The sequence below is a fragment of the Stenotrophomonas sp. YJH_SMC_46 genome (assembly GCF_059370315.1).
The window spans coordinates 584,820-610,551 of sequence record NZ_JCAFTO010000002.1 but is presented as its reverse complement, the minus strand read 5'-3'; the positions used below and the strand labels follow the sequence as shown (position 1 = coordinate 610,551).

The following is a 25,732-nucleotide window of genomic DNA, read 5'->3' as shown; positions in this document are numbered from 1 at the left end:
CCGCCGGCCAGCGGCCGGCACTACCGTGCGATCATCCCCCCATGAAGATCTATCTTGTCGGCGGCGCCGTGCGCGACCGCCTGCTGCAGCGCCCTGCCGGCGACCGCGACTGGGTGGTGGTTGGCGCCACGCCCGCGCAGATGGAAGCGCAGGGCTACACCGCCGTCGGCCGCGATTTCCCGGTGTTCCTGCATCCGAAGACGGGTGAGGAATACGCGCTGGCGCGCACCGAGCGCAAATCCGGCCGCGGCTATCGCGGCTTCGTGGTCGATGCCGATCCGGCGGTGACGCTGGAAGAAGACCTGCAGCGCCGCGACTTCACCATCAATGCGATTGCCTGCGACGAAGACACCGGCACGCTGGTCGATCCCTATGGCGGTGTCCGCGACCTGGAACAGCGCGTGCTGCGCCATGTCGGGCCGGCCTTCGTCGAGGATCCGCTGCGCGTGCTGCGCGCGGCGCGCTTCATGGCCCGTTTTGCACCACTGGGCTTCAGCGTCGCCGAAGAGACCATGGCACTGATGCGCGAGGTCGCCGCCAGCGGTGAACTGGACGCGCTGGTGCCGGAACGCGTCTGGCAGGAACTGCGCAAGGCGCTGGTCAGTGAACGGCCCTCCGCCTTCCTGCGCACGCTGCACGATGCGCAGGCACTGGGCCCAATCCTGCCCGAACTGGAAGCACTGTACGGCGTACCGCAGCGTGCTGAATTCCACCCGGAAGTCGACACCGGCATCCACCAGGAAATGGTCAGCGACATGGCCGCGAAGCTCGCCCCCGGCGATGACCTGGTCGGCTTCGCTGCCCTCACCCACGATCTCGGCAAGGGCCTGACCCCGCCGGAGGAATGGCCGCGCCACATCATGCACGAGCAGCGCGGCATCAAGCCGTTGAAGGCACTGTGTGCGCGGTTGAAGATTCCCACCGAACACCAGCAGCTGGCCGAAGCGGTGTGCCGCGAGCACTTGAACGTGCACCGCATCGATGAACTGCGCGATGCCACCGTGCTGGAACTGCTGGGCCGCTGTGATGCGCTGCGCCGGCCGGAACGCGTGGCCCGCATCGCACTGTGCTGCGAGGCCGACAAGCGCGGCCGGCTCGGCTTCGAGGACGCCGACTACCCACAGGGCGAAACGCTCAAGCGCCTGCACCAGGCGGCGCTGTCAGTGCAGGCACGGGATCTGGATACGACACACCTGAAGGGGCCGGCCATCGGCGAAGCGCTGGCCAAGGCGCGGGTGAAAGCCATCGCCGCCGCCCGCTGAAGCACCTGGTGATGCCGGCTGCTGGCCGGCACCGATCGCCCGTCTATCGACGACGCTTACGCGAGAAGTGGTCGACAGCATGAGCACCCAACAAGATGGGTTGCATCAAGAGGAACAGCCATCCACCCAGCCGGAGTGTCTCCACCGGATTGAACCGGGTGATGAACGCAGCTACCAGTGCCAAACCCGCAACAAGGCCGACCTCATAGACCCACAGCGATCGGTTAGAACGCCTGCCCACGATGCTCCTCTCCATTGAACAGGACGCACTTGCAAGCCATCGCCGCCGTCCGGCACCACGGGTAGTGCCGGCCGCTGGCCGGCAACCAGACACTCGCGGGATCAGTGCGCCATCCCACGGGTGATCGCCGCAGCCCGCTGCTTCAGCTGCGCCACCGCATCGGGAATCATCTCCATGCCCACGTCCAGGCCCGGGTTCAGCACCAGGCCGACGCCGTCGCCGATACCGGCCAGCAGCGCGTGCACCGCGATCGGCATGGCATGCGCAAACTGCGGCAGCTGCTCGTGCCACAGGCCCGCGCGCTCGGGGGCGGTGAACACCGCGAACATCGGCTCGCCGCCCTCGCTGGTCAGCACCAGCGGCGAGATGCTCTCGTCCCAGGCGCCATCTTCGCCAATGGCCTTGTCCAGCAGCACGAACGCCGTCGAGGTCAGCAGGCCGTCGAGGAACTGCGACGCGGTCAGCGTGCCGTCCTGGGCCTGCAGCAGGCGCTCCTCGAGGTCGTTGAGGGGTTCGAACGGGGTGTCGTGGTCCATGGTCGGTTCCGGTACGTGATTGCAGGGCAGACTTTAACAGGCCCTGTCCTCAACCGAGGAATCCGTGCCGCCACAGCCAGCCCAACGCCGCCAGACCGGCCACCACCACCAGCATCAGTGGCAGGCCGAAGCGGTGCCGCCACGGGATCGGCACCCCACCCAGCTGCTGGTCCATGGTGTCGGTGTCCAGCACCCAGCCGTGCCCGCACCGGGTGCAGGCCAGCTCGTAGCGGCGCTGGTAGGTGAAGCCGAACAGCAGATCGATGCGCGCCATTTTGTAGCGCAGCTGCGGGGCGAATTCGGTTTCCGTCTGGCAGCGCAGGCAGTGGTGGGCTTCGGTGGGGCCGACGATCAGCACCCGTTCCTGTTGGCCGATCAGGATCATGACCGGGTGCCCTGGCAGGCGGGCTGGGCCAGCAGCCAGGCTTGGGCGGCGGCCACGGTGGCGGCGTCACCCTCGACGCGCTGGTCGGGCTCGATCTTCAAGCCGTCGCCACGATCATTGCGGTCCCGCATCACGCTGGTGGTCAGCAGCAGGCGGCTGCCATCGGCAAGCGTGTGCACGACATTGCCAGTGGAGACACCCGCAGTGGGCTGACCGAAACTCCGCGTCTGCGGACGACCACGCCACGCCAGCGCCGAGGCCTCGCCCGAACTGCCGGTGCGCGGTCCGAACAGCACTGCCACCGGCGCGCCGGGCTGCCGCAGCACATACCCGGACTGGCCGAAGTCCAGCACCGACTTGCCTGCACGCTGCACGGCGGTCGCGGTCAACGTCCAGCGCTCCGGCCCCTGTGCGGTTTCGAACGCCCCCACATCTTCGTTGTTCACCACCGAGGTGCGCAGCAGCGGTGCCATGCCCAGCAGCATCGGCCACATGTTGCCACCGCTGTTGTCACGCAGGTCGACGATCCAGCCACAGCGCATGCCGTCGTCCTTGCTACGGATGACCTGCTGCCACCGCGCGGCGCGCTGGATGTTCTGGCGGAACGCTTCCTGTGGCGTCGCGCCGGGCGTGGAGGCATATCCCTCGATGACCAGCCAGCCGATGCGCGCATCCACCGCATCGGCGGCCTTGGCCCTTTCCACGGCGGCGGCGCCGACCTGCTGCGCGCGCGCAAGGGATTCGCTCTGGCGCTGGGTCGTCGTCCATACGCCATGATTGCCCGTGCTGACCGCAATGGCTTCGCGCAGTAACGCCAGCCGCTTCACGGGGTCGCCCTGCACCGATTGCAGTCGTGTGCGGGTTCCAGGCCAGTCCACCCGGTCGCGATACAGCGCCTGCCGTTCAAGCAGGTCGAGGATCTCGGCCTCCGCCTCCGGTGAGGGCACTTCGATTGCCTTGGGCGTATCGGCCATGGCGTTGGCAGCCACCAGCGCGATCACCAGCGCACCAATGCGACGCACTCCCTTGCGAACCTGCATGTGACGTTTCCTTGTCGTTGAGGCAGGCGCACAGCATAGCCCGCAGGTGATGGCTTTCGCCATGCGCGAACTGTCGTATCTGGCCCCGCCGCGGGTTGCAGCAAGACAGCGTGCACGCGATCAGTAAATTGCAACTTTGCCCATGTCATTGCCATGTAGAACGCGAGAAGGTTGCCTCCGTCGGCGCCTCCTGCGCTGGCCGGGATTGGCGTCCTGAATCAAACATCAAAGAGAACGGGTTGCCGTCGTTGCGGCAATCACGACAATGCACCGGCTCGCCTATGGCGGGCGGTGCGTGGGGATCCTCGTGATCCGTCGGCTTTTTTTCTCTTTGATTTTGACCGGCACGCCAACCCGCACCGCCCGCCACCTTGCATGCCGCAGGTGGCCTTGCTCCGTGAGGTTGCCGCCATGAACAAACCCTTCCCCACCTATCCACGCCTGCATGCACTGCTCGGTGCTGCACTGCCCGGCCTGCAGCTGTCCACTACGGCAGCCGAAGCGCTGGAAGATGCGCTCACCGAAGCCCACGAACAGGCGCCGCCCTCCGCGTTCTTCGCGCGGTTGCGCGGCATGGCGCGTGGCCACGCAGCCGATGATCAGGTGTGGCGCGAACGGCAACTCAGCGGGGCGCGCGGTCGGGAACTGGCCGAAGCGACGCGCTGCCTGGCGGCAGTGTCTGCGTGTGGGGGCGTGTTGCTGGCGGCGCAGTCGGCGCGCGAGATGGATGATTTGCAGGCGCAGTGTCCGCCACAGGTGGAGGAAGGGTTGCTGCATGCGGTGGTGGTGCTGGCCGATCATGCCGGGGCGCTGGTGGAACCGGATGCGTGCGCACCACTGTTGTAGAACCGCGCCTATGCTCGGCTGCGCGGAGGTCATGGCGTCGGTGGGATTCGTGCCGACCAAGGTCGGCACCTACCAGAGCAACGTCGTGGTGTCGGTGGGATTCGTGCCGACCAAGGTCGGCACCTACCAGAGCAACGTCATGGCGTCGGTGGGATTCGTGCCGACCAAGGTCGGCACCTACCAGAGCAACGTCATGGCGTCGGTGGGATTCGTGCCGACCAAGGTCGGCACCTACCAGAGCAACGTCATGGCGTCGGCGGGATTCGTGCCGACCAAGGTCGGCACCTACCAGAGCAGGTCATGGCAGCGGAGAGAGTCGTGTCGACCAAGGTCGACACCCACCAGAACGAGTCATGACATCCGTACCGCGCGCTACCAGTCCGCGCGCAGGCCGATGTTGCCTTCGATGATGCGGCGCTTCTCATTGCGGTCACCGCCCAGCTCGCGCGTGTAGTCGGCCACCGCGTACGCGCTGATGGTGCGGTTGAAGCGCCCTACCACGCCGACACCGGCTTCGAGCGCGCGTGAGCGCTGCGAATTGATGATCGTGTCGTCGTCGAAGCGGATGCGGTCCTCGCCGGAACGACCATGCCAGTAATTCAGCTTGAAATACGGCTGCCAGCCGTTGTCGGCCAGCTGGTAGTCGCCGGCCAGACGCAGGCCGATGCGGCCGGTCCAGGCGTTGTCGTTGTCGAAGCGCACGCTCGATACCTCATCGCGGCGGTCGTCCAGCGAGGTGCGCTGCCAGATCACCTGTACCTGTGGCTCCAACCACCACGCCGACTGCCCAAACCGCAGCAGCGGCTTGCCGGCCTCCACCGACACGCTGGTGCCATCACCGCTCAAGCCGAAGCCAAGCCCGCGCGAGGAACGCACGCGGCCGTCGTAACGGCTCTGCATCGCCACGGCGTCGATGTAGCCACCGCTGCTGTCGGTGAAGGTCCAGTACAAGCCCACGTGCTTGTCGTCCAGGCGGTTCTGGCCCACCTGCACGTTCTCCCAGCCCAGTGCCAGGCCGGTGGTCTTGCCCTGCGCGCGGGTGCGGCCAACGAATACGCCGATCTGGTTGCGGTGGTTGTCAGGCGCCGCAGCCCACACGTCGAGGCCGGCCTGCAGGCCCATCACATCGCCATCGAAGCCGGGCTGCGCATCCCCCTTCCAGTGGATCTCGCTGCTCTGCCCCACCAACCGGCCCCAGGCGGTGCGGAATGCGCCCTGGTTGTACAGCAGGCGCTGCTCGCCCTGGCGCTCGTGGAAGGTACCCAGGCTGGCCAGCGAGGTCTCGCGCAGCAGCGGCGGCACCACGGCATAGGTGGCAGTCTCCACGCGGTACAGCGGCACCACTGCGCCCTCGGCGGGGCGTGCACCCGGCGTCGGCGGGGCACCGGTTCCGGGCAGCGCACCGCCGGCCACCGGCACGTCCGGCACGGCCGGATCGCTGGGCGGCGCCACCGGCGCCGGTTCCGGTGGCGGCGGTGGCGGCGCGGTCTCGCCCGCGGTCAGATCCGGATCGGTGGCGCCTTCGGGCGGCGGCGGCGGTGCCGGGGTGATCGGCGGCGGTGGTGCCACTGGAGGCGTCAGCGGTGGCGGTGTCGCGCTGCCGCCACCGTTGGGTGCCGGCGTCGGCCCGGTCACCAGCGTCGAACGCAGGTACCAGTTCTCGGCGGTACCGGCACTGACACCGCCCTTGAACAGGAAGTACTCGTAGGCACCGGCCGCAACCGGTGCGAACAGCGAGAACGCGCCCGGCGCAGTGCGGGCGCCATTCAAGGCCTGCACCACCAGGATGCCATCGGCCAGCGTGGCGGCGCCGCTGCCGCCGGCATTGAGCACGCCGATGCCGGTGGTCCCGGTGGCAGTACCGCCGTCGATCACCAGACGGTCGCTGGTGGAGTTGTCCGAGCCCAGCACGGTACGCAGGTACAGGCCACCACCGTCTCCGCGGTAGTTGCCACGCACGGTGAACACGTCGCCCGCGCCGGTACCGGTCAGGTCGATGCGCCCGGCATTGACCATCTCCACCAGTGCGCCACTGTTGAACGGACGGATGGCATGGCCGCCACTGCCCGCATACACGGTACTGGTGTCATCCACGGTGAGCGTGCCGGTGCCGGTTGCGCTGTCGCCCAGCACCAGGTCGCCATCGAAGCTCAGCTCGGTGCTGTTGGTCAGGCTGATCGTCTCCCAGTTCTGGAAGCGGCCCACGCCCGTGGTCTTGACGTTGCTGAGGTTGAGCTGGTCGATGCCACTGCCGCCGTCGAACAGCGGCACCGCACCGAGGTTGCCCTGGTTGAGGTTGCTGAGGTTGGCCACGTCGTTGTCCGGGCCCATGTCGATCGCGCCGTAGACGATGCCGCCGCCATTCCAGTTGAAGGTGTCATCGCCGGTACTGAGCAGTACCTGCCCGCGCACGGTGCCGTCGGTAATGGTCACGCTGTCGTTGCCGCCGCTGACGCTTATGTTGCCGCCGATGTAGGCGGTACCCGAGATGATGATGGTATCGGTGTCGAAACCGGTCACCACATTGCCATCCACGGTGCCGCCGGACTGGTCCCACAGGTTCTTGTCCAGCTTCATGTTGACGCGGCCGATGCGGCCACCGGTCATCCACGCCTGGTCGCCATCCTCGAACGCGCCGATGATGCGGCCACCGCTCATGCGGAAGGTATCGATGTTGTCGCCCTGCTGCAGCGCGCCGACCGTGCCGCCACTCATGACGAAATCATCGCGGCCACTGCCCTGCGCTACCAGGCCGGTGACGGTGCCGCCGGTGACGGTCATCTGGTCATCGCCGTTGCCCTGGTCGACGCTGTCGATGGTGCCATTGCCCAGCAGCAGCACATCGTTGCCATCCCCTTGCAGGACGCCGCCGCTGATGCTGCCGGCCTGCATGTCCAGGCGGTCGTTGCCTGAATCGAACTGTACGCCGGTGCGCCCGCTGATCGTACCGCGGTTGACCAGCACGCTGTCGCCCGCACCGACGAACTGCAGGGCGGTGTTGTTGCCGGTGCTGATGCTGCCCGCATTTTCGACACGGCTGCCGCCACCGAGCTGGACCGCCACACCGCCCACCGAACTGATCGTGCCCAGGTTGGACAACAGGTGCCCGCCTGCGCCGACCAGCGAGATTGCGCTTACGCCGCCGCTCTGTTGCAGCTGTGCGCCGCTGGCGACAGTGACGGTGATGCCGGCCGCGCCATTGGCGGTGATGGGAACAGTCTGCGGGTTCGGCGCATTGGCGTCGCAGGTGACCGTCTGGCCGGCGACGGGGGCGGCGCTGTCACAGCCGGCCCAGGCGACGCTGGCACTCAGCAGCATGACGGACGGGACAGCCAGGGCCTGCAGCACGGAAACGGTGAGGCGGCGCGGACGAAAAGCGTGTGGAACGGCACGGGACATACAGCACTCCTGGAAAAGGGATCAGGAACTGCGGATATGCGGCACTGCGCAGGCAGTCTGCCGTGTGGTGAACGGTTTCGATAGGTGAAATTGCGTGGCGGCCATCACAGTTCAGTTGCGAACTTGATCGGCCATCACGCCACCTCTACGTGGCTGAAATTATTCATCTTTGCAGCGGTCACAGGCCGCGAGGAGAGCATCCACGCATGGCGTGGATGAGGTGCCATCAGATCTTCAGATAGATCTTCCGCCGGTCCAGCCACCATGCCACGCCCCACCACAGCGCGACAAACACCAGCGCCTGCAGCATGGACGCCAGCTCCAGCGCCTGCGGCATTGCGGTGGCCAGCTGCTGCCAGACCCACCCCCAAACTCCGGTAGCCATCAGCACCACCGACATCACCGATGCGCCCAGATACGCCGTGATCGCATTGACGCCGAAGCGCCGGCCCAGCGCCGGCCAGCCCTTCTGGTCGATCAACAGGTGGCCCAGCCATAGCGCCAGCGCCGCCAGGCCACCGGTCCACAGCACGTAGCTGGGCGTCCACAGCTGTTTGTTCAACGGCAGCACCACCGCCAGCAGCAGGCCCAATACCGCAGTCGCCACACCCAGCCCGGCCAGCGCCGCGGCACGTCCGCTGCGCAGCAGGCCTCCGGCCAACAGCCCGAGCACGGTACTGGCCAGCGCGCCCAGCGTGCTCAGCAATCCTTCCGGGTCATGGCCCAGCCCGGCATCGGCGTGCCATTGATAGATCCACGGCGCGAACAACGCGGTATCCAGGCGGCTGGCCGGGTTGGTCCATGGCGCCAGGTCACCGATGCCCAGCAGCAACACGGTGTACCCCACCAGCAGCGCGATCAGAGCGCCCACCTGCACGCGCGGCCGCGCGTAGACCGCCAGCACGCCCACCAACGCCGCACACACCGCGATGCGTTGCAGCACGCCCCAGATGCGGAAGTGGTGTGTATCCAGCGCCCACCAGATCAGCAGATGCAGCAGCGCACCGGCCACCAGGATGCGCAGCGCGCGCTCCAGCACACCGCGCGCCAGTGCAGGACGCGCAGCGGCATCCAGCGCGCGCGGTGCCACGCTGAAGGCCATCGACACGCCCACCAGGAACAGGAAGAACGGAAACACCAGATCGGTGGGCGTGCAGCCATGCCATTCCGAATGACGCAGCGGCGCGAACACTGCACTCCAGTCGCCTGGATTGTTGACCAGCAGCATCGCCGCCACGGTGATGCCGCGCAGGGCATCGATCGAGCCCAGCCGGCGTGGCGGCGTACTGTTCATCAGGCGGCCTCGTACTGTCCGGCAATCCAGGTGCCACGTACCTGCAGGGCGTCATCCAGCAGCACCAGGTCGGCCTGGTAGCCCTCGGCGATGTGGCCCAGGCGATCATCGACGTTGAGGAACTGCGCCGGGTAGGTCGAGGCCATGCGCGCGGCTTCGGCCAGCGGCTGGCCGAGCAGCTGCACGGTGTTGCGCACCGCCGTGGCCATGTCCAGCGCCGAGCCCGCCAGCGAACCGGCGGCATTGCGCACCACGCCGTCGATGGCGGTGATGGTTTCGCCGTACAGCACGTAGCTGGGATCGTCGGTACCGACCGGCGGCATCGCATCGGTCACCAGCAGCAGGCGACCGCGCGGCTTGGCCGCCAGCGCCACCCGCAGGCTGGCCGGATGCACATGCACGCCATCGACGATGATGCCGATCCAGCTGTCGCGGTCTTCCAGCGCAGCGCCCACCGCGCCAGGCTCGCGGCCCTGCAGCGGCGACATCGCGTTGTACAGATGGGTGAAGCCACGCACCCCAGCATCCAGGCCGGCGCGGATCTCCTCGTAGGTGCCTGCAGTGTGGCCAGCGGCAACGATCACGCCACGCTCGACCAGCGCGCGGATCGTCTCCAGCGGCACGCGTTCCGGCGCCAGCGTCAGCAGGGTCACGCCGTTGTCGAGCGATGCCGCCAGCGCGATCTCGTCTTCATCCGGCACGCGGAACTTGCTGGCATCGTGGGTGCCCTTGCGCGCCGGCGCGATGTACGGGCCTTCCAGGTGGATGCCGATCACGCCGGGCACGCCCTGAGCGATTGCTTCGCGCATCGCAGCGATTGCTTCGCGCATCACGTCCACATCGTCGCTGATCAGCGTCGGCAGCATCGCGGTGGTGCCGAAGCGCCGGTGCGCACGCGCGATGGTGCGCAGCGAGGCGACATCGGGCGTGTTGTTGAACAGCGCGCCGCCGCCGCCATTGACCTGCACATCGATGAAGCCGGGCAGCAGCCAGCCGCCGTCCAGATCGATCTGCTCGGCCGCCTGGCCCAGCTGCGGTGCAGCGTCAGGCAGCAGCGCGCTGATGCGACCGTCCTCGATCACCACCGCCAGATCGTCGCGGAACTCCTCGCCAGCCAGGATGCGGGCGTTGCGCAGGACCGTGGCCATCACACCGTCTCCGTAACCTTGTTCAGATGCGGCGGCAGATCCGGGTTGAAACCACGGCTCAGCGCCAGCGCGTTGATCGCGCGATAGAAGCTCTGCACGGTCAACAACGGTGCGCACAACGGATGCGGCGCTGCAGCCACCGGCAGGTTGCCGCCGGCCCCGGCCAGCCACACCTGCGCGCCCCGGGCAGAAAATTCCTCGACCACCGCGCGGGTGCCGGCGCCAGTTTCATCGGGCTGCGCGAAGGCCAGCACCGGGAATCCACGGTCAACCAGCGCCATCGGGCCGTGCTTGACCTCGGCCGAGCTGTAGGCTTCGGCATGCAGGCTGCAGGTTTCCTTGAACTTCAGCGCCGCTTCCTGGGCCGCCCCCAAGCCCAGGCCACGGCCGAGCACGAACAGGTTGGTGGCCTCGACCAGGCCTTCGGTCACCGCGCTCCAGTCGCACTGCCACGCCTCACGCAGCGCGTCGGGCAGCAGGTCCAGCGCCGCACGCAGGCTGCTGTCCTGCTTCCAGTACGCGGCCAGCTGCAGCAGCGCGGCCAGCGACGCCAGGTAGCTCTTGGTCGCCGCCACGCTCTTTTCGGCACCCGCGTGCAGCGGAATGACCGTGTCGGCCAGCTGCGCCAGAGGTGAATCCTCGACGTTGACCAGCGCGATCACGCGCGCACCGGCCGCCTTGGCGGCCTCGGCGTTGCGCAGCAGGTCCGGGCTCTTGCCCGACTGCGAGATGACGATGAACAGTGCGCCGCGCAGCTGCAATGGTGCGGCGTAGACCGACCCCACCGATGGCGAGGCCGACGCGACCACCAGGCCCAGCTGGGTTTCCAGCAGATACTTGCCATAGGTGGCGGCGTGGTCGGAGCTGCCGCGTGCACAGGTGACCACGAACGGCGGCGGTGCAGCACGCAGGCTGGCGGCCAGGGTTTCCATGGTGGCGTGGTTGCGCGAGAACTGGCGCGCGACCACGTCGGCCGCTTCAGCGGCCTCGGCGAACATCAGGGTGGACGTGGGGTCTGACAGCGACATGGCAGGCTCAGGCAGGATCGGAAGGAAGGGGGCGTGCGCCGGCGGGGCGCATCGGCGCGGTCGAACCACGCACCACCAGCTGCGGCACGAAGCCCTGGTTGTGCAGCGGCGCCGGCGCGTCGTCGTAGGCATCGCTGCGCAGCTGGGCGATCAGCAGGCGCGCGGCATGGCGGGCGATGTCCTCGGTGGCCTGCTTGGCGGTGGTCAGCGGCGGCCAGGACTGGCGCGAGAACGGGCTGTCCTCGAAGCCGGCAATGGACAGGTCGTAGGGCACGTTCATGCCGGCCGACTTGGCGGCGGCCAGCACGCCGGCAGCGATTTCGTCGTTGGAACCGAAGATGGCGGTGGGCGGCTCGCGCAGCGCCAGCAGGCGGCGCGCGCCGCGGAAACCGTCATCGAAGGTGTAGTCGCCCTGCACCACCAGGTGCTTGTCCACGGTCATGCCGTAGTCCTTCAGCGCGGCTTCGTAACCGGCGTAGCGCTCGCCCGAAGACCGGTGCGAGCTGCCGCCCCAGAGGAAGCCGATGCGCTGGTGGCCCAGCTGGATCAGGTGCTCGGTGATCTCGTAGGCGGCCTCGCGGTCGTCCACGAACACACAGGCGCCATCGGCCGGGTCTTCGGTGGCGGCGATGATGCGCACCAGCTTGATGCCGCGCGCGGTCAGCGCCTGGATCAGGTCGCGGCGCTCGGACATCGGTGCGGTCAGCACCAGCCCGGCCAGGCGCGAACGCTGCACCCAGTCGGCCAGTTCATCGGCGAGCAGCGGCGAGCTGGAATCGCAGGGATGGATCTGCAGCCCGAACCCGGTCTCGCGGCAGGCGGCGAGCACGCCATTCTGCACGCCGATGATGTGGTACGGGTTCGGGTTGTCGTAGACCAGCCCGATTACGAAGGTAGTGCCGCTGCGCAGGTTGCGCGCGGACGGATCGGGTTCATAGTCGAGCTCGGCAATGGCACGCAGCACCCGCGCGCGGGTGGCCTGCATCACCGAGGGCTCGTTGTTGATCACGCGCGAGACCGTCTTCAGCGAGACCTTGGCCTTCTCCGCAACGTCCTTGATGGTCGCTCTGCGCATGGGTTTTCCCTGGGGTTGGCTGCCGTCCATCATCGCCGATCAGGCCTTGTCCTGCGGCAGGCCGGCGCGATGGCCGATCACCGAATAGAACAGGATGTACAGGTAGCACGGCACCATCAGCAGCACGAACACCAGCTGGAAGTCGATGTGCTGCTTGAGCACGGCGAACAGCTGCGGAATGATCGCGCCGCCGGCGATACCCATCACCAGCAGGGCCGAGCCGGTCTCGGTGAAGCGGCCCAGGCCGCGGATCGCCAGCGGGAAGATCGCCGGCCACATCATGGCATTGGCGAAGCCCAGCAGGGCCACGAAGGCCACCGAGACGTAGCCGTGCGTAGCCCAGGCGCCCAGGCAGAACACCACGCCCATCACTGCCGAAATGGTCAGGTAGCGCGACTGCGAGACCAGGCCAGGGATCGCCAGCAGGCCGACCACGTAGCCGGCCAACATCGCACCCAGCGTCAGCGAGGTGAACATCTTGGTCTGGTCCAGCGGCAAGCCGAAACCGTGGCCGTAGGTGCCGATCGCATCACCGGCCATGACTTCCACGCCTACGTACACGAACAGGCACAGCACGCCCAGCCACAGATGCGGGAACTGGAAGATGCTGCGGCGCTCGGCCGTTCCCGGTGCCCTTGACGGCGTTGCATTGGCTTCGGAGGACTTGATCTCCGGCAGAGGCGAGAACAGCACGGCCACCGCCAGCACCACCAGCAGCGCGGCCATCGCAAGGTACGGCGCATGGATCTTGGCGGCGAATTCGTTGAGCAGCGCGACCTTGGTGACCGCGTCGGCGGCCTGCACCTGCTTGTCCAGGTCGCCGATGCCATGCAGCACCAGGGTGCCGATCAGCACCGGGGCGAGCATGCCGGCGATCTTGTTGCAGATGCCCATCAGTGCGATGCGGCGTGCCGCCGTCTCGATCGGGCCGAGGATGGAGATGTAGGGATTGATCGCCGTCTGCAGCAGGGCCAGCCCGCTGCCGATCACGAACAGCCCGCCGAGCGCACCCGGGTACCAGCGCTGGGTGGCGAATTCACCGAACAGCGCGGCCCCCCCGGCCATCACCAGCAGGCTCAGGCTCAGGCCCTTCTTCATGCCGGTGCGGCGCAGGATCCAGGACGCCGGCAGGGCCAGGAAGAAATAGGACAGGTAGAACACCATCAGCACCAGGAAGGCGCCGACCTCGCTGAGTTCGAAGGCCAACTTGACAAAGGTGATCAGCGGGCCGTTGAGCCAGGTGAAGAAGCCGATCAGGAAGAACAACACGCCAACGATGGCGATGGAGGTGACCACGTTCGGGCGCGCGCTTGCAGCGGGGACGGCGGACATCAGGAGGGCTCCTGCGGCGACGGCCGCAGAACGCGGCGTCGGAGAGTGGCTGGGAACAACGTTGTCACATTCTTTCGATGGACAGCCGCGGTTTGTCAACTTCCACGCGCAGCCCTGTGAACCTCGTGCTGCACTGCGCAAGTCCACCGCGGTACGCCCCGCTGAATGCGCGGCAGTCCTAGAGCCACGTGCGGCAATGGTTCCCACGTGAAACCCACACTCACACCATGTAAACGTTTACTGCACGCCGCGTTCGTTGCAACGCAGCAACGAAAGTGTCACGAACTCGTTGACATCGTTGTCAGCGCGGTTACAGACTCCGGCACAATCGCCGCCCCGGTTCCGGGCCGGCCCCACCTGACAGCAGGAGCCCGCGTGACCGCCAGCCACCCCGCCCCGGCCCATGTCCTGTCCCGCGTTGCGCCCTCGTTCCTGGCCGCCGACGTCGGTGGCACCCATGTGCGCGTGGCCCGGGTCCAGGCCAGCGGCGATGCCGCCCACCCGGTGCAGGTGCTGGAGTACCGCAAGTACCGCAACGCCGACCATGCCGGTCTCAGCGCGATCCTGTCCGACTTCCTGGGCGAAGGCCCGCGGCCCACGCACTGCGTGGTCGCCAGCGCCGGCTACGCCCGCGAGGACGGCACCGTGATCACCGCCAACCTGCCGTGGCCGCTGTCGGCGCGCCAGGTGGAAGCCGACGTCGGCCTGCAGCGGGTCTACATCGTCAACGACTTCGAAGCAGTGGCCTACGCCGCCGCGCAGGTGGACGCCAGTGGCGTGCTGCACCTGTGCGGGCCGGAAAGCGCCGCACGCGGTCCGACCCTGGTGGTCGGCCCCGGTACCGGTCTGGGCGCCGCGCTGTGGATCCCCACCGCGCACGGCCCAGTGGTTCTGCCCACCGAGGCCGGCCAGCCGACTCTGGCGGCCAGCACCGAACTGGAAATGGCCATCGTCCGCCACATGCAGCGCGACCGCGCGCACGTGTCGATCGAGCATGCGATCTCCGGCCCCGGCCTGATGAACCTGTACCGAGCCGTGTGTGCACTGCAGGGGCAGGCGCCGACCCTGGCAAGCCCCGACGCAGTCACCGCCGCCGCCATGGCCGATACCGATGCGCATGCGCGCCAGGCGCTGGACGTGTTCTGTGGCCTGCTCGGCAGCACCATCGGCGACATGGCGCTGTTCTACGGCGCCCACGGTGGCGTCTACCTGGCCGGCGGCATCCTGCCGCAGATCCGCGAATACCTGCACGCCAGCACCTTCGTCGAACGCTACCTGCAGAAGGGGCCGATGGGCGAAGCGCTGGCACGCATCCCGGTGAAGGTCGTCGAACACGGCCAGCTGGGCGTGGTCGGCGCTGCCAGCTGGTACCTGCAGCAATCGGCCGCCTGACACCGCAACAGGCTTCAACGCAATCGCAGCACGCAGTACGTGGCACGCCAACGCACGGGACTTCGCCGCCGCCCCGCGCATGTCATCGCAACCGTAACCGAACACCGCCGCCGGCACCCAATCGAGTGATGAGGAGAGACATCATGAACACCCGCAAGACCCTGCTTTCGGCCGCCATCGTCAGCTGCATCGCCTTCAGTGCGCACGCGCAGCAGGCGGCCCCGACCGCCACCGATCTGGACACCGTGACCGTTACCGGCATCCGTGGCTCGATGGAAAAGTCGCTGGACACCAAGCGCGAAGCCAATGCGCGCGTGGAAGTGGTCACCGCCGAAGACGTGGGCAAGCTGCCCGCGCACAATGTTGCCGATACCCTGCAGCGCCTGCCGGGCGTGAACATCAGCTCGTCCAGCGCCGACGAAGGTGGCTTCGATGAAGCCGACCGTGTCAGCCTGCGCGGCACCAGCCCGAGCCTGACCCAGACCCTGATCAACGGCCACACCGTCGGCTCCGCCGACTGGTTCGTGCTCAGCCAGGGCAACAACGTCGGCCGCAGCGTCAGCTACTCGCTGCTGCCGTCCGAACTGGTCAGCTCGGTGGAAGTGAACAAGTCCTCGCAGGCCAAGCTGCAGGACGGTGGCACCACCGGCACCGTCAACATCATCACGCGCAAGCCGCTGGAGTTCTCCAAGCCGTTCACCGCGGAAGGCTCGATCGGCCTGGTGCGCTCGGACCAGGCCAAGTCGAACGACCCGCAGTACTCGGCACTGTTCAACTACAAGAACGACGAAGGCACCTTCGGCGTGATGGTGCAGGGCTTCAGCCAGAAGCGCGAACTGCGCCGTGAAGCGCAGGAAATCCCGGGTGGCTTCTTCAAGATCGGCGCAAACGATCCGGTCGCCAGGACCAATCCGGACCTGATCGGCGTCAACGTTCCGGGCCTGCTGGGTTCGACCCTGTTCGAACAGACCCGCGAGCGCAAGGGCGGCCTGGTCTCGCTGCAGTTCAAGCCGAGTGACAGCCTCACCCTCGGCCTGAATGGTTTCAGTTCCGAGCTGAAGGCGAACAACTACAACCGCAACTTCATGATGTTCGGCAACAGCTTCGCCAAATCGCAGGCGCCGGATCCGGGCTATGTGGTCAAGGATGGCGTGCTGACCAATGCCACCTACCGGGGCGTGCCGGGCACCGACTACGCGGTGTACGACATGATCTATCGTGAGTCGAAGGCCAAGTCGAGCTATGTCACCTTCGATGCCGACTGGCAGATCAACGACAGCCTGACGGCAAAATTCCAGGCCGGCAGCACCAAGGGCACCGGCGAAACGCCGCGCCAGTACATCGCCGAAGTCACCCTGGCCAACGGCGGCGGCGCCAGCTGGGCCACCCACGGCAATGGCTCGCCGATCGACTGGAACGTCGGCGGCGACATCTCGCCCAACGGCGTGACCAGCTTCGGCACCTGGGGCAACCAGCAGGTCACCGCCGAAGACAAGGAGAAGTGGGCCACGCTCGACTTCAACCAGTACTTCAACGATGGCGGCGTGCTGAGCTCGATCGACTTCGGCCTGCGTTTCGCCGACCACAAGCGCGAAGCACTGTCGCCGGAAGGCGCAACGCCGGGTGACATCTGGAGCGCACTGAAGAACGGCGCGACGGCCAACTATCCCAGCGGCTTTGCCGGTGACATCGGCGGCACCTTCCCGCGCAACCTGTGGTACTTCACCCCGGGCGCGCTGAAGGATGCGGTGACCAACAACTCCACCTGGCTGGCCGGCAATGATGGCCCGACCGGTCGCCACAACTACGGCGCCGAATGGAAGGTGGCCGAAAAGAACTTCGCCGGCTACGTGCAGGCCAACTTCCGCGGCGACTGGTGGAGCGGCAACGTCGGCCTTCGCTACGTCAACATCAAGCAGGACATCGACACCTACAACGCCGTCAGCAAGGCCGCTGATGCCGATGTCAGCAGCCTGTTCGGCATGTGGGAGCGCCTGGCCTTCCAGAACAAGCGCAACCGTGTGCTGCCCAGCGCCAACATCAAGTTCGACCTGGACGACTCGCTGGTGCTGCGTGTCGCAGCCTCGCAGACCCAGACCCTGCCGGATTACTCGGCACTGGGTGCCTCTTCGTACGGTTCGGACCTGAACCGCACCGGCGGCGGTGGCAATCCGAACCTCAAGCCGACCCTGTCGACCAACCTGGACGCCAACCTGGAGTGGTACTTCATGCCGCGCGGCCTGCTGTCGGTGGGCGCGTATCACATGGACCTGAAGGACTACATCGCCTTCGACGTGGTCTCGCGCCAGCTGTACAGCGAACTGACCAACCAGCTCGAGACCTACCAGATCTCCACCCCGATCAATGCCGACGGCAAGGTCACCGGCGTGGAAGTGGCGTACGAGCAGCCGATCGGCGAGTACTTCGGCATCAATGCCAACTACACCTACGCCAACGGCACCACCTCGCATACCTGGTCGGATGGCTCGCACAACCTGCTGGGCACCTCGAAGAACACCTACAACGTGGGTGCCTACTTCGAGAACGAGCGCTTCGGTGCCCGCGTCAGCTACACCCGCCGTTCCTCGTTCCTGATCAGCCTGTCCGGTACCAATCCGTACTACCAGGATGACTTCGGCACGCTGTCGGCATCGCTCAGCTTCAAGGCCACTGATTGGCTGAGCATCAGCCTGGATGGCCTGAACCTCAACAACCCGACCTACAAGTACTACCAGACCGCGGCCATCCCGACCTCGTTCTACAGCAACGGTCGCCAGTACTACCTCAACTTCCGCTTCAAGTACTGATCCAGCGGCGGCAACATCGCCGAGTCGTGCACGCACGCCGGGCCTGGGTCATTCCGGGCCCGGCGTTTTTCATGTATAGCGTTCATCGCACCGTTCCAAGGAGTCGTTCCGATGGTCAAGCCTTCCCGCGCCCGAATGCGCAGCGCGCTGCTACTGGGCAGCCTGCTCGCCCTGTTGCCGGCGCTGCCGGCACTTGCCGCCGACCCCACGCCTGCCGCTGAAGCACCCGGCCCGCAGCTACGCACCGGCAGCCTGATGCTGATTCCCGCGCCAGCCACCGTGCAGCGCGGCCACGGCAGCGGCATCACCGTACGCGCCGATACCGCGCTGCATGCCGAAGGCGAAGCCGCGCAGCGCGTCGCCACCCAGTTCACCGACCTGCTGGAGCGCAGTGGCGGTCCGCGCCTTACGCCGGCCAAGGGCAAGACGGCAGCCGCCCCGGGCGGCATCCGCTTCCAGATCGTGCCCACCTTCCGTGACAGCGGCGAGAGCTACACGCTGGAAAGCACCGCGCAGGGCGTGGTGATCCAGGCCGGCAACGAAACCGGCCTGTTCTACGGCGCAACCACGCTTGCCCAGCTGGCCACGGGCGGAAGCAACTGCGTGCTTCCCGCAGTGCAGATCCAGGACGCGCCGCGCTTCAGCTGGCGCGGTTTCATGCTCGACTCGGCACGGCATTTCCAGAGCCTGGACGAGATCAAGCGCGTGCTCGATGCGATGGCCGCGCACAAGCTCAATACCTTCCACTGGCACCTGACCGATGACCAGGGCTGGCGCATGGAGATCAAGCGCTACCCCAAGCTGACCGAGGTGGGAAGCTGCCGCCTGCCGGCGGGTGATGGCGGCGTCGATCCGGCCAATGGCCAGGAGCATCCGTACTGCGGCTTCTACACGCAGGAGCAGATCCGCGAAGTGATCGCCTATGCCGCCAAGCTGCATATCCAGGTGATTCCGGAAATCGACGTGCCCGGCCATGCCACCGCCGCGATTGCCGCGTACCCGGAACTGGGTTCGATCGACACCCCGCTGAAGCCGATCAGTGAATGGGGCGTGTTCCCGAACCTGTTCAACGTGGAAGACAGCACCGTCACCTTCCTCGAGAACGTGCTGGAAGAAGTGATCGAACTGTTCCCTGCGAAGTACGTGCACGTGGGCGGCGACGAGGCAGTCAAGGACCAGTGGGAAGCCTCGAAGCAGGTGCAGCAGCGCATGCGTGCACTGGGCATCAAGGATGAAATGGCCATGCAGAGCCACATCATCAAGCGCCTGGAGACCTTCCTGGAGAAGCACGACCGGCGCCTGATCGGGTGGGACGAAATCCTCGAAGGCGGCCTACCACCGCAGGCCACGGTGATGTCGTGGCAGGGCACCGAAGGTGGCCTGGCCGCGGCCAGTGCTGGCCATGACGTGGTCATGTCGCCGGTGGGCTACCTCTATCTGGATTACCTGCAGACGGCCTCGCCGAACGAACCGCCGGGCCGCCCGGCCCAGGTCAACCTCGGCAAGTTGTACAACTACGAGCCGGTGCCGGCCGAGCTGGCGGCCGACAAGCGCCAGCACATTCTCGGTCTGCAGGCCAACATGTTCACCGAGCACACGCGCACCTACGCACGCCTGCAGCACAACCTGTTCCCGCGCCTGGCGGCAGTGGCCGAGACCGGCTGGAGCACGCCGGAACATCGCGACTTCCGCGATTTCCTCGCGCGCCTGCCCGCGCAGCTGCAGCGCTACCGCGCCTGGGGCCTGGCCTACGCGCAGACCCCGTTCGAAGTGGGCGTGGACTACACCAACAACCGCGCGGCCAACACGGTGACCGTGTCGCTGGCCAATCCGCTGGGCTATGAAGTGCGCTACAGCACCGATGGCCAGCCGGTGACGGCGCAGTCGCCGCTGTACCAGCAGCCGCTGACCGCGCAGCTGCCCGCTACCGTGCAGGCCGCCGCGTTCTACCAGGGCCAGATGCTGGCGGCGAAGCCGACGGTCGCGGCGTTCAGCGCACAATCGCTGCTCAGCCGCCGCAGCGATGAGCTGCTCAGCTGCGTGGGCAAGAAGGGGCTGGTGCTGCGCCTGGAGGACGATGGCCCGCGCGAAGGAAACCGCGCGGTGTTCAACGTGGATATCTTCCAGCCCTGCTGGCGCTGGCCGCAGGCGCAGCTGGACGGCGTCGGCAGCGTGGAAGTCCGTGCCGGGCGCATCCCCTATTACTTCCAGCTGGCCCACGACGAGCCGAAGCGTCGCTTCGAAAAAGCGAGGCGCGCGCATGGCGAGATGCAGGTGCGTCGCGGAGATTGCAGCGGCAAGGTGCTGGCCGAAGTACCGCTGCCGGCCACGCCCGATGCCGATGGCTTCGTGACGCTGCGTGCGGCGCTGCCGAAGGGGACGCAGGGCACCGGTGACCTGTGCATCAACTTCACCGGCGATACGCGCCCGGCGATGTGGGTGCTGGATGAGGTCACGCTCAGGTAGGTGCCAACCTTGGTTGGCGCTTTGCGGCCGGATCCACGCATGGCGTGGATCTACTGTAGAGCCGAGCCCATGCTCGGCTTTCCGGTTGAAAGGCAGCCGAGCATGGGCTCGGCTCTACAGGAACCTCACCCTCGCCAGCGCAGCAGCAGGTCGCGCAGCGGGGTCAGGGCCGTGACCATGCCGACCAGCACGCCCACCGTGTTGGCGATGACGTCCATCGGGTCGGCCATGCGGTTGCTGGTCAGTGCGCCCTGCGCGAACTCGATGCCGATGCCCATCAACACCAGGGCCACGCCCACCCACAGCAGCGGCCTGCCGCGGCGGAACAGCTGCACAGCGCTGCCGGCCAGGATGAAGTAGGCGACGAAGTGCTCGCCCTTGTCGCTGTTTTCCGGCAACGGAATCGGCGGCGGTGGAATCAGGCAGACCACGATCACCAGCAGTACTGCCGTCGCCCACAGCCCGGCCCACAACCGCGGCCGCCGCAGCGGCTTGATCGCCGGCAACGCCTCGCTCACAGGCGCCAGCTCAGATCACCCAGCTCGAAGGCCGGTTCGAAGTCGACGCCACGCTGCAGGCCGATGGCCTGGAAGCGCTCGCCCATCTCGGTCGGCAGGGTCAGCTTCTTTACCTGGTCGCGCAGCTGGATGCGGCCGACTTCATCGGTGCGCTCCTCGGCCAGCAGCAGCACCTGGTCCAGGCCGTTGCCGAGCAGGAAGCTGGCCTGGCTGCAGTAGCCCGCCAGCTCGAAACCGCCGTGCATGCCGGCCTCGGCCATCGCGGTGAAATCCACCGACGCGGTGATGTCCTGCAGGCCCGGCCAGCGGTGCACGTCGTTGTGCACGTGATGGCGGTAGAACGCACGCACGGTGCCCTCGTCGCGGTCGTGCTGGTAGAACTCGCTGCGACTGTAGCCGTAGTCGACGAACAGCATCGCACCACGCTGCATGCCACCAGCCACCGCCTGCAGCCAGTACGGCAGCTGCGGCAACACTTCGGAACGGTAGCCCTCGGCGAAAGGCTTTTCCAGGTAGCGCTCGATATGGCGCACCGCACCGTTGAGCAGGATGTCGGCCGGCTGCGCGCCACGGATGAAATTGCCTTCGGCGTCCAGCTCGACGGTTTCCTCGTAGACCTCGCCATCGCGGATCAGGAAGCGCGGGGTCGGCAGCGCGTCGATCACCTCGTTGGCGAACACCACGCCTTCCCAGTCCTCGTCGAACGGGCGGTCGACCCAGTCCACGCGCGCGGCCAGCTCGGCCGGCAGGTTCTGCTGCAGACGCTGCTGCTGGCGCTCGCGCAGATCGGCACTGGGTTCGAGGATGGCGTAGCGCGACGGCAGCGCATCCAGCTCGGCCAGGCGCAGCAGCACTGCCTCGGCGAAGGCGCCGGTGCCGCCGCCCAGCTCCAGCATCCGCGCCTGCGCGCCGAGCTGGGCGAACACCGGTGCCAGCGCATTGGCCACGCTGCCGGCAAACAGGCTGCCGAGCTCGGGCGCGGTGGTGAAGTCACCGCTGCCACCGAACTTGCTGGCGCCGGCGCTGTAATAGCCCCAGCCCGGGGTGTACAGGCACAGCTCCATGAAGCGCGAGAAGGGCATGGCCCCGCCCTGCGCGAGGATTTCAGCACGCAGGGCGGCCGCCAGCTGGTCGCTGTGGGCCAGGGCATCGGCTTCGGGCAGGGGGAAGGTGGGCTGCATGGCGTGTTCGAATGCGGTGACAATGTGCACAGGATAGCTGAGCCTTGGAGGACCCTCGATGAGCGATACCCACCCCGTGGTCCTGATCACCGGCAGCGCGCGCCGGATCGGCGCGGCCATCGCCCGCCAGTTCCACGCCTGTGGCTGGTCGGTGGTACTGCATGCCAACACCTCCAGCGCCGAACTGCAGCAGGCCGCGTTCGATTTCGACAATGTGCGGCCGGGCAGCGTGCTGGCCCTGCAGGCCGACCTGCGTGACGCCGACGCCCTGCCCGACCTGGTGGAACAGGCCGTCACCCACTTCGGCCGCCTGGACGCGCTGGTCAACAACGCCTCCAACTTCTTCCCCACCCCGCTCGGCCAGGTCACCGCCGAGGCGATGGACGCACTGTATGCAGTCAATGCACGTGCGCCGCTGCTGCTGTCACAAGCGGCGGCGCCCTACCTGCGCCGCCAGCAGGGCTGCATCGTCAACCTGACCGACCTGCACGGCACCGATCCGATGCGCGACCACATCGCCTACACCATGGCCAAGGCCGCGCTGGAGATGGCCACCCGCGCACTGGCACTGGAGCTGGCGCCGAAGGTGCGGGTCAACGCGGTGGCGCCGGGTGCGATCCTGTGGCCGGAACAGGGCAAGGACGATTTCGCGCGCGAGGCGCTGCTGGCGCGCACGCCGCTGGCGCGGATCGGCACGGTCGAGGAGATCGCCGAAGCGGTGTACTGGCTGGTGGCCGAAGCCAGCTTCGTCACCGGCCACACCCTGCGCGTGGATGGTGGGCGCACCGTCAGCTGAAATGTTGCCGGCCAGCGGCCGGCACCACCGGTAGCGCCGGGCCATGCCCGGCGAGCGCAGCGGCAACAACAACCGATCATTCCAGGTCCACCACCTCGAACGCCTCGCCAAACTGCGCGTGCGCCCGCCACAGCGTGGCCAGGTCCTGCCCGCTGACCGGGTCGATGAAGCCCGGCGCGATGTCCGCCAGCGGCTTCAGCACGAAGGCATGCTTCAGTTCCGGGCGCGGAATGCGCAGGTGGCCGGGGCCTTCCACCACCAGGTCGCCGTAGAACACCACGTCGATGTCCAGGGTCCGGTCGGAGAAGCGCGGCCCGCTGCGATCGCGGCCGTGCGCGTCTTCCAGCGCATGCAGCCAGTCGTCCAGTTCCTGCAGCGGCAGATCGGTCTCGATCGCCGCCGCATTGTTGAGGAAGGCCGGGCCATCGAAGCCGACCGCGGCAGTACGGTAGGCCGGCGAGACCTGCAGCGCGCCGAAGCGCTCGCGCAGGGCCGTCACCGCGGCGTGGAGGTAGCGGCGGGGCTGGACGTTGCTGCCCAGGCTCAGGAGCACGGTCGTCATGCGGTTCAGGTGGCAGCGATGGGGGCGTGGACATGCCGTCGTCACGGCGGCCTGCCTACAATCCGGGACGCACATGATAGGGCACCGACATGACCTATTGCGTTGGAATCGAGGTGGACGAGGGCCTGGTCTTCGCTGCCGACACCCGGACCAATGCCTCGCTGGACGATGTGCGCGTGCATCGCAAGCTGCACGTGTTCGAATATCCCGGCCAGGCAGCCTACGTGCTGATGGCGGCTGGCAACCTGGCCACCACCCAGCTGCTGGTGTCGCGCCTGGGCCGCGACGCCGCAGAGCGGCGCGTGCCCAACCTGCGCGACATGACTCACCTGTTCGAAGCCGCCGCGTATGTGGGTCAGCTGCTGGTGGACAGCCAGGTGCACAGCAGCCACAGCGAACACGGCCATGACGGGGTCAACACCCAGGCCACGCTGATCTTCGGCGGCCAGATCGCCGGCGAGCGGCCCGGGCTGTACATGATCTACCCGCTCGGCAACGCCATTGCCGCCTCGCCGGAGACGCCCTACCTGCAGATCGGTGAATCCAAGTACGGCAAGCCGATCCTGGATCGCATCCTCAGCCCGACCACGCGGCTGGAGGACGCCGCGCGCACGGCCATCGTCTCGCTGGACTCCACCATCCGGTCCAACCTGTCGGTGGGCCTGCCGATCGACCTGGCGCTGCTGCGCGACGGTGAACTGCGTATCGGTCGGCAACTGCGGCTGGGCGCGGATTCAGCGCTGTATGCCGATATCCACCAGAACTGGTCACGGCGCCTGGAACAGGCGGTGGACGCCCTGCCGCGGTTCCCCTGGGAAACCGACGAACGGTAGTGCCGGCCGCTGGCCGGCGACCGCGTTGATACCAGCACACAGGGATGCCGGCCAGCGGCCGGCGCTACCGGGGCATCAGCCCAGCGCTTCTGCCACGGCGCGGAATACCTGCTGCATCTGCAGCGGCTTGTGCAGTACATGCACCTCCACTCCGGCCGGGAAGGCGTCGGCCGAGACCGGCACCGCAGGGTCTTCCAGCACCAGCGCCGGGCCGCGGTAACCGAGCGCAGCCATCTCGCCCAGCAGCTGGCTGGCCGGCAGCAGCTTGGAGCCGGCATCGGCAATCACCAGCGCCGGCATTGCCTCCTGCTGCATCCAGCGCAGCGCCGCCGGGCCATCGGAGGCCAACTGCAGCTGGTAGCCCTGGCTGGACAGCGCGTTGCCGAGCAGCGACAGGCGCGTGGCTTCCCCATCGACCACCAGGATCGACTGGCCGCTACCCAAGGCCACCAGCTGTTCGATCGGCTCGCTGCCGTCGATGATCTCGTGCATCGGCAGGCGCAGTTCGAAGCAGGTGCCCTGTCCCGGCTGGCTGCTGACATGGATGCTGCCACCAGCGCCCTCAACAATGCGCTTGCAGGAGATCAGGCCCAGGCCAGTGCCATCTGCCTTGGTGGTGAAGAATGGATTGAACAGGTGCGACAGCGTGTCCGCATCCATGCCAATGCCTTCATCGGCAACGCAGATACGCATCCAGTCCACGCCATCGCGCTGGCCGGCATGGCTGGCGGTCAGGCTCAGTCGGCCGCCGTTGGGCATCGCCTGGATCGCATTGAGTGCCAGGTTCAGCATGACCTGCTGCAGTTCGGTGTAGTTCGCATCCACTACCAGGCCTTCGTCCTGCACCTGCAGTTCCAGGCGCACGGCATCGGGCACGTTGCTGCGCAACAGCAGGGCCACCGCATCGAACAGGCCCTTGATCTCGATACGCTCGCTCGGCTTGCGCGAACCGCGCACGAACGACAGCATCGATTCGGCCATCTCGTGGCCGCGGCGGCCACACTCGGCGATTACGTCGGCCAGGTGGTGCAACTGCGGATCGTCGGTACGCGCCTTCAACAGGTCCGGCATGATCAGCAGCGGCTGCAGGATGTTGCGCAGGTCATGGCTGAGGCCGGCGGCGAGCAGCGACAGGCTTTCCAGGCGCTGCGCGCGCATCAGTTCGGTCTCCACCCGTGCGCGCTCTACGGCGCTGCGGGCATCGCGGATCGCACGCGCCACCGCCGACGGCAGGCGCGCCGGCTGGTGCTTGATGATGTAATCGTTGGCGCCTTTCTGCAGCGCCGCCACCGCGTTCTCCTCACCCATGGTGCCGGAGACGAAGATGAAAGGGACTTCCGGCGCCGTCTCGCGCACGATGCGCAGCGCATCATCACCGGAAAACCCCGGCATGCTCAGGTCGGACAGCACGATGTCCGGCTGGAACGCGGCCAGTGCCTGGTGCAGCTCCGCCTCGCTCTCGACGCGCTCGAAACGAGCGTCCAGGCCCGCATCGAGCATCTGTTCGGACATCAGCTCGGCATCTTCCGGTGAGTCCTCCACCAGCAGGATGCGCAGCGCCCCCAGGGCAGGACCGGTCAGGGGCATGGGC

Annotated in this window: 21 protein-coding genes; 8 read left to right on the top strand and 13 right to left on the bottom strand. The window is 67.2% G+C overall.

The features are described from left to right. The first annotated feature begins 41 nt into the window (after positions 1-41). Complete coding sequence (locus tag AC5P8C_RS07820) at positions 42-1,262, top strand: multifunctional CCA addition/repair protein (protein WP_197618467.1); 1,221 nt, start codon at positions 42-44, stop codon at positions 1,260-1,262. 342 nt (positions 1,263-1,604) lie between these two features. On the opposite strand, the gene AC5P8C_RS07815 is transcribed toward AC5P8C_RS07820, so the two are convergent. The 3 genes from AC5P8C_RS07815 to AC5P8C_RS07805 are packed head-to-tail and all read right to left on the bottom strand — an operon-like array spanning position 1,605 to position 3,464. Next, positions 1,605-2,039 (bottom strand): SseB family protein, encoded by a 435-nt coding sequence (locus AC5P8C_RS07815; RefSeq protein ID WP_010480925.1) that lies wholly within the window; start codon positions 2,037-2,039, stop codon positions 1,605-1,607. A 49-nt stretch (positions 2,040-2,088) separates the two neighbouring features. Continuing rightward, positions 2,089-2,424 carry a hypothetical protein gene (locus AC5P8C_RS07810; RefSeq protein WP_043401685.1) on the bottom strand — a complete coding sequence of 112 codons (336 nt, stop codon included), beginning with the start codon at positions 2,422-2,424 and terminating at the stop codon, positions 2,089-2,091. Continuing rightward, positions 2,421-3,464: a S41 family peptidase gene (locus tag AC5P8C_RS07805; RefSeq protein WP_019660649.1), complete on the bottom strand. Its 1,044-nt coding sequence runs from the start codon at positions 3,462-3,464 to the stop codon at positions 2,421-2,423. The genes AC5P8C_RS07810 and AC5P8C_RS07805 overlap by 4 nt, the downstream gene beginning before the upstream one ends. A 411-nt stretch (positions 3,465-3,875) precedes the next feature. Here AC5P8C_RS07805 and AC5P8C_RS07800 point away from each other — a divergent pair, with 411 nt between their 5' ends. Both AC5P8C_RS07800 and AC5P8C_RS07795 read left to right on the top strand, forming a co-directional pair. After that, complete coding sequence (locus AC5P8C_RS07800) at positions 3,876-4,310, top strand: hypothetical protein (RefSeq protein ID WP_043401720.1); 435 nt, start codon at positions 3,876-3,878, stop codon at positions 4,308-4,310. A gap of 31 nt (positions 4,311-4,341) precedes the next feature. After that, the gene (locus AC5P8C_RS07795; RefSeq protein ID WP_241874793.1) at positions 4,342-4,764 is read left to right on the top strand and encodes a hypothetical protein; all 423 of its coding nucleotides are present in this window, start codon (positions 4,342-4,344) and stop codon (positions 4,762-4,764) included. On the opposite strand, the gene AC5P8C_RS07790 is transcribed toward AC5P8C_RS07795, so the two are convergent. From AC5P8C_RS07790 to AC5P8C_RS07765, 6 genes are all read right to left on the bottom strand, one after another. Next, on the bottom strand, positions 4,683-7,709 hold the full coding sequence (locus AC5P8C_RS07790; protein WP_495218532.1) for an autotransporter family protein: 3,027 nt from the start codon (positions 7,707-7,709) through the stop codon (positions 4,683-4,685). The two genes, AC5P8C_RS07795 and AC5P8C_RS07790, sit on opposite strands and share 82 nt — an antisense overlap. 226 nt (positions 7,710-7,935) lie before the next feature. Then, the gene (locus AC5P8C_RS07785; RefSeq protein WP_164145073.1) at positions 7,936-9,003 is read right to left on the bottom strand and encodes an acyltransferase family protein; all 1,068 of its coding nucleotides are present in this window, start codon (positions 9,001-9,003) and stop codon (positions 7,936-7,938) included. Beyond that, complete coding sequence (nagA, locus tag AC5P8C_RS07780) at positions 9,003-10,151, bottom strand: N-acetylglucosamine-6-phosphate deacetylase (protein ID WP_313412910.1); 1,149 nt, start codon at positions 10,149-10,151, stop codon at positions 9,003-9,005. The genes AC5P8C_RS07785 and nagA overlap by 1 nt, the downstream gene beginning before the upstream one ends. Continuing rightward, positions 10,151-11,179, bottom strand: coding sequence for an SIS domain-containing protein (locus tag AC5P8C_RS07775; RefSeq protein WP_313412911.1), 1,029 nt, complete (start codon positions 11,177-11,179; stop codon positions 10,151-10,153). The genes nagA and AC5P8C_RS07775 overlap by 1 nt, the downstream gene beginning before the upstream one ends. A 7-nt stretch (positions 11,180-11,186) precedes the next feature. After that, positions 11,187-12,254 carry a LacI family DNA-binding transcriptional regulator gene (locus AC5P8C_RS07770; RefSeq protein ID WP_005411045.1) on the bottom strand — a complete coding sequence of 356 codons (1,068 nt, stop codon included), beginning with the start codon at positions 12,252-12,254 and terminating at the stop codon, positions 11,187-11,189. A 39-nt stretch (positions 12,255-12,293) separates the two neighbouring features. Next, positions 12,294-13,586 carry a sugar MFS transporter gene (locus tag AC5P8C_RS07765; protein ID WP_495218531.1) on the bottom strand — a complete coding sequence of 431 codons (1,293 nt, stop codon included), beginning with the start codon at positions 13,584-13,586 and terminating at the stop codon, positions 12,294-12,296. 375 nt (positions 13,587-13,961) lie between these two features. On the opposite strand from AC5P8C_RS07765, the gene AC5P8C_RS07760 reads away from it, so the two are divergent. From AC5P8C_RS07760 to AC5P8C_RS07750, 3 genes are all read left to right on the top strand, one after another. After that, the gene (locus AC5P8C_RS07760) at positions 13,962-14,978 is read left to right on the top strand and encodes a glucokinase family protein (RefSeq protein ID WP_111098690.1); all 1,017 of its coding nucleotides are present in this window, start codon (positions 13,962-13,964) and stop codon (positions 14,976-14,978) included. Between the two features lie 143 nt (positions 14,979-15,121). Then, positions 15,122-17,785, top strand: a complete 2,664-nt coding sequence (locus tag AC5P8C_RS07755) for a TonB-dependent receptor (RefSeq protein ID WP_134735334.1) — start codon at positions 15,122-15,124, stop codon at positions 17,783-17,785. 111 nt (positions 17,786-17,896) lie between these two features. Continuing rightward, entirely contained in the window at positions 17,897-20,251 is a 2,355-nt protein-coding gene (locus AC5P8C_RS07750; protein ID WP_495218530.1) for a family 20 glycosylhydrolase, read from the top strand. Positions 20,252-20,376: 125 nt separating this feature from the next. Here AC5P8C_RS07750 and AC5P8C_RS07745 read toward each other — a convergent pair whose 3' ends face one another. Next, positions 20,377-20,769 (bottom strand): VanZ family protein, encoded by a 393-nt coding sequence (locus AC5P8C_RS07745; protein WP_495218529.1) that lies wholly within the window; start codon positions 20,767-20,769, stop codon positions 20,377-20,379. Beyond that, positions 20,766-21,950 carry a class I SAM-dependent methyltransferase gene (locus AC5P8C_RS07740; RefSeq protein ID WP_058981625.1) on the bottom strand — a complete coding sequence of 395 codons (1,185 nt, stop codon included), beginning with the start codon at positions 21,948-21,950 and terminating at the stop codon, positions 20,766-20,768. The genes AC5P8C_RS07745 and AC5P8C_RS07740 overlap by 4 nt, the downstream gene beginning before the upstream one ends. A 58-nt stretch (positions 21,951-22,008) precedes the next feature. Between AC5P8C_RS07740 and AC5P8C_RS07735 the strand changes: the two genes are divergently transcribed. After that, positions 22,009-22,746 carry a pteridine reductase gene (locus AC5P8C_RS07735; protein WP_019660663.1) on the top strand — a complete coding sequence of 246 codons (738 nt, stop codon included), beginning with the start codon at positions 22,009-22,011 and terminating at the stop codon, positions 22,744-22,746. A gap of 76 nt (positions 22,747-22,822) precedes the next feature. On the opposite strand, the gene folK is transcribed toward AC5P8C_RS07735, so the two are convergent. After that, positions 22,823-23,308, bottom strand: a complete 486-nt coding sequence (gene folK / locus AC5P8C_RS07730; protein ID WP_019660664.1) for a 2-amino-4-hydroxy-6-hydroxymethyldihydropteridine diphosphokinase — start codon at positions 23,306-23,308, stop codon at positions 22,823-22,825. An 89-nt stretch (positions 23,309-23,397) separates the two neighbouring features. Between folK and AC5P8C_RS07725 the strand changes: the two genes are divergently transcribed. Then, positions 23,398-24,141, top strand: a complete 744-nt coding sequence (locus AC5P8C_RS07725) for a proteasome-type protease (RefSeq protein ID WP_019660665.1) — start codon at positions 23,398-23,400, stop codon at positions 24,139-24,141. 75 nt (positions 24,142-24,216) lie between these two features. Here AC5P8C_RS07725 and AC5P8C_RS07720 read toward each other — a convergent pair whose 3' ends face one another. Further along, positions 24,217-25,728 (bottom strand): two-component system sensor histidine kinase NtrB, encoded by a 1,512-nt coding sequence (locus tag AC5P8C_RS07720; RefSeq protein WP_495218528.1) that lies wholly within the window; start codon positions 25,726-25,728, stop codon positions 24,217-24,219. Positions 25,729-25,732 lie beyond the last annotated feature (4 nt).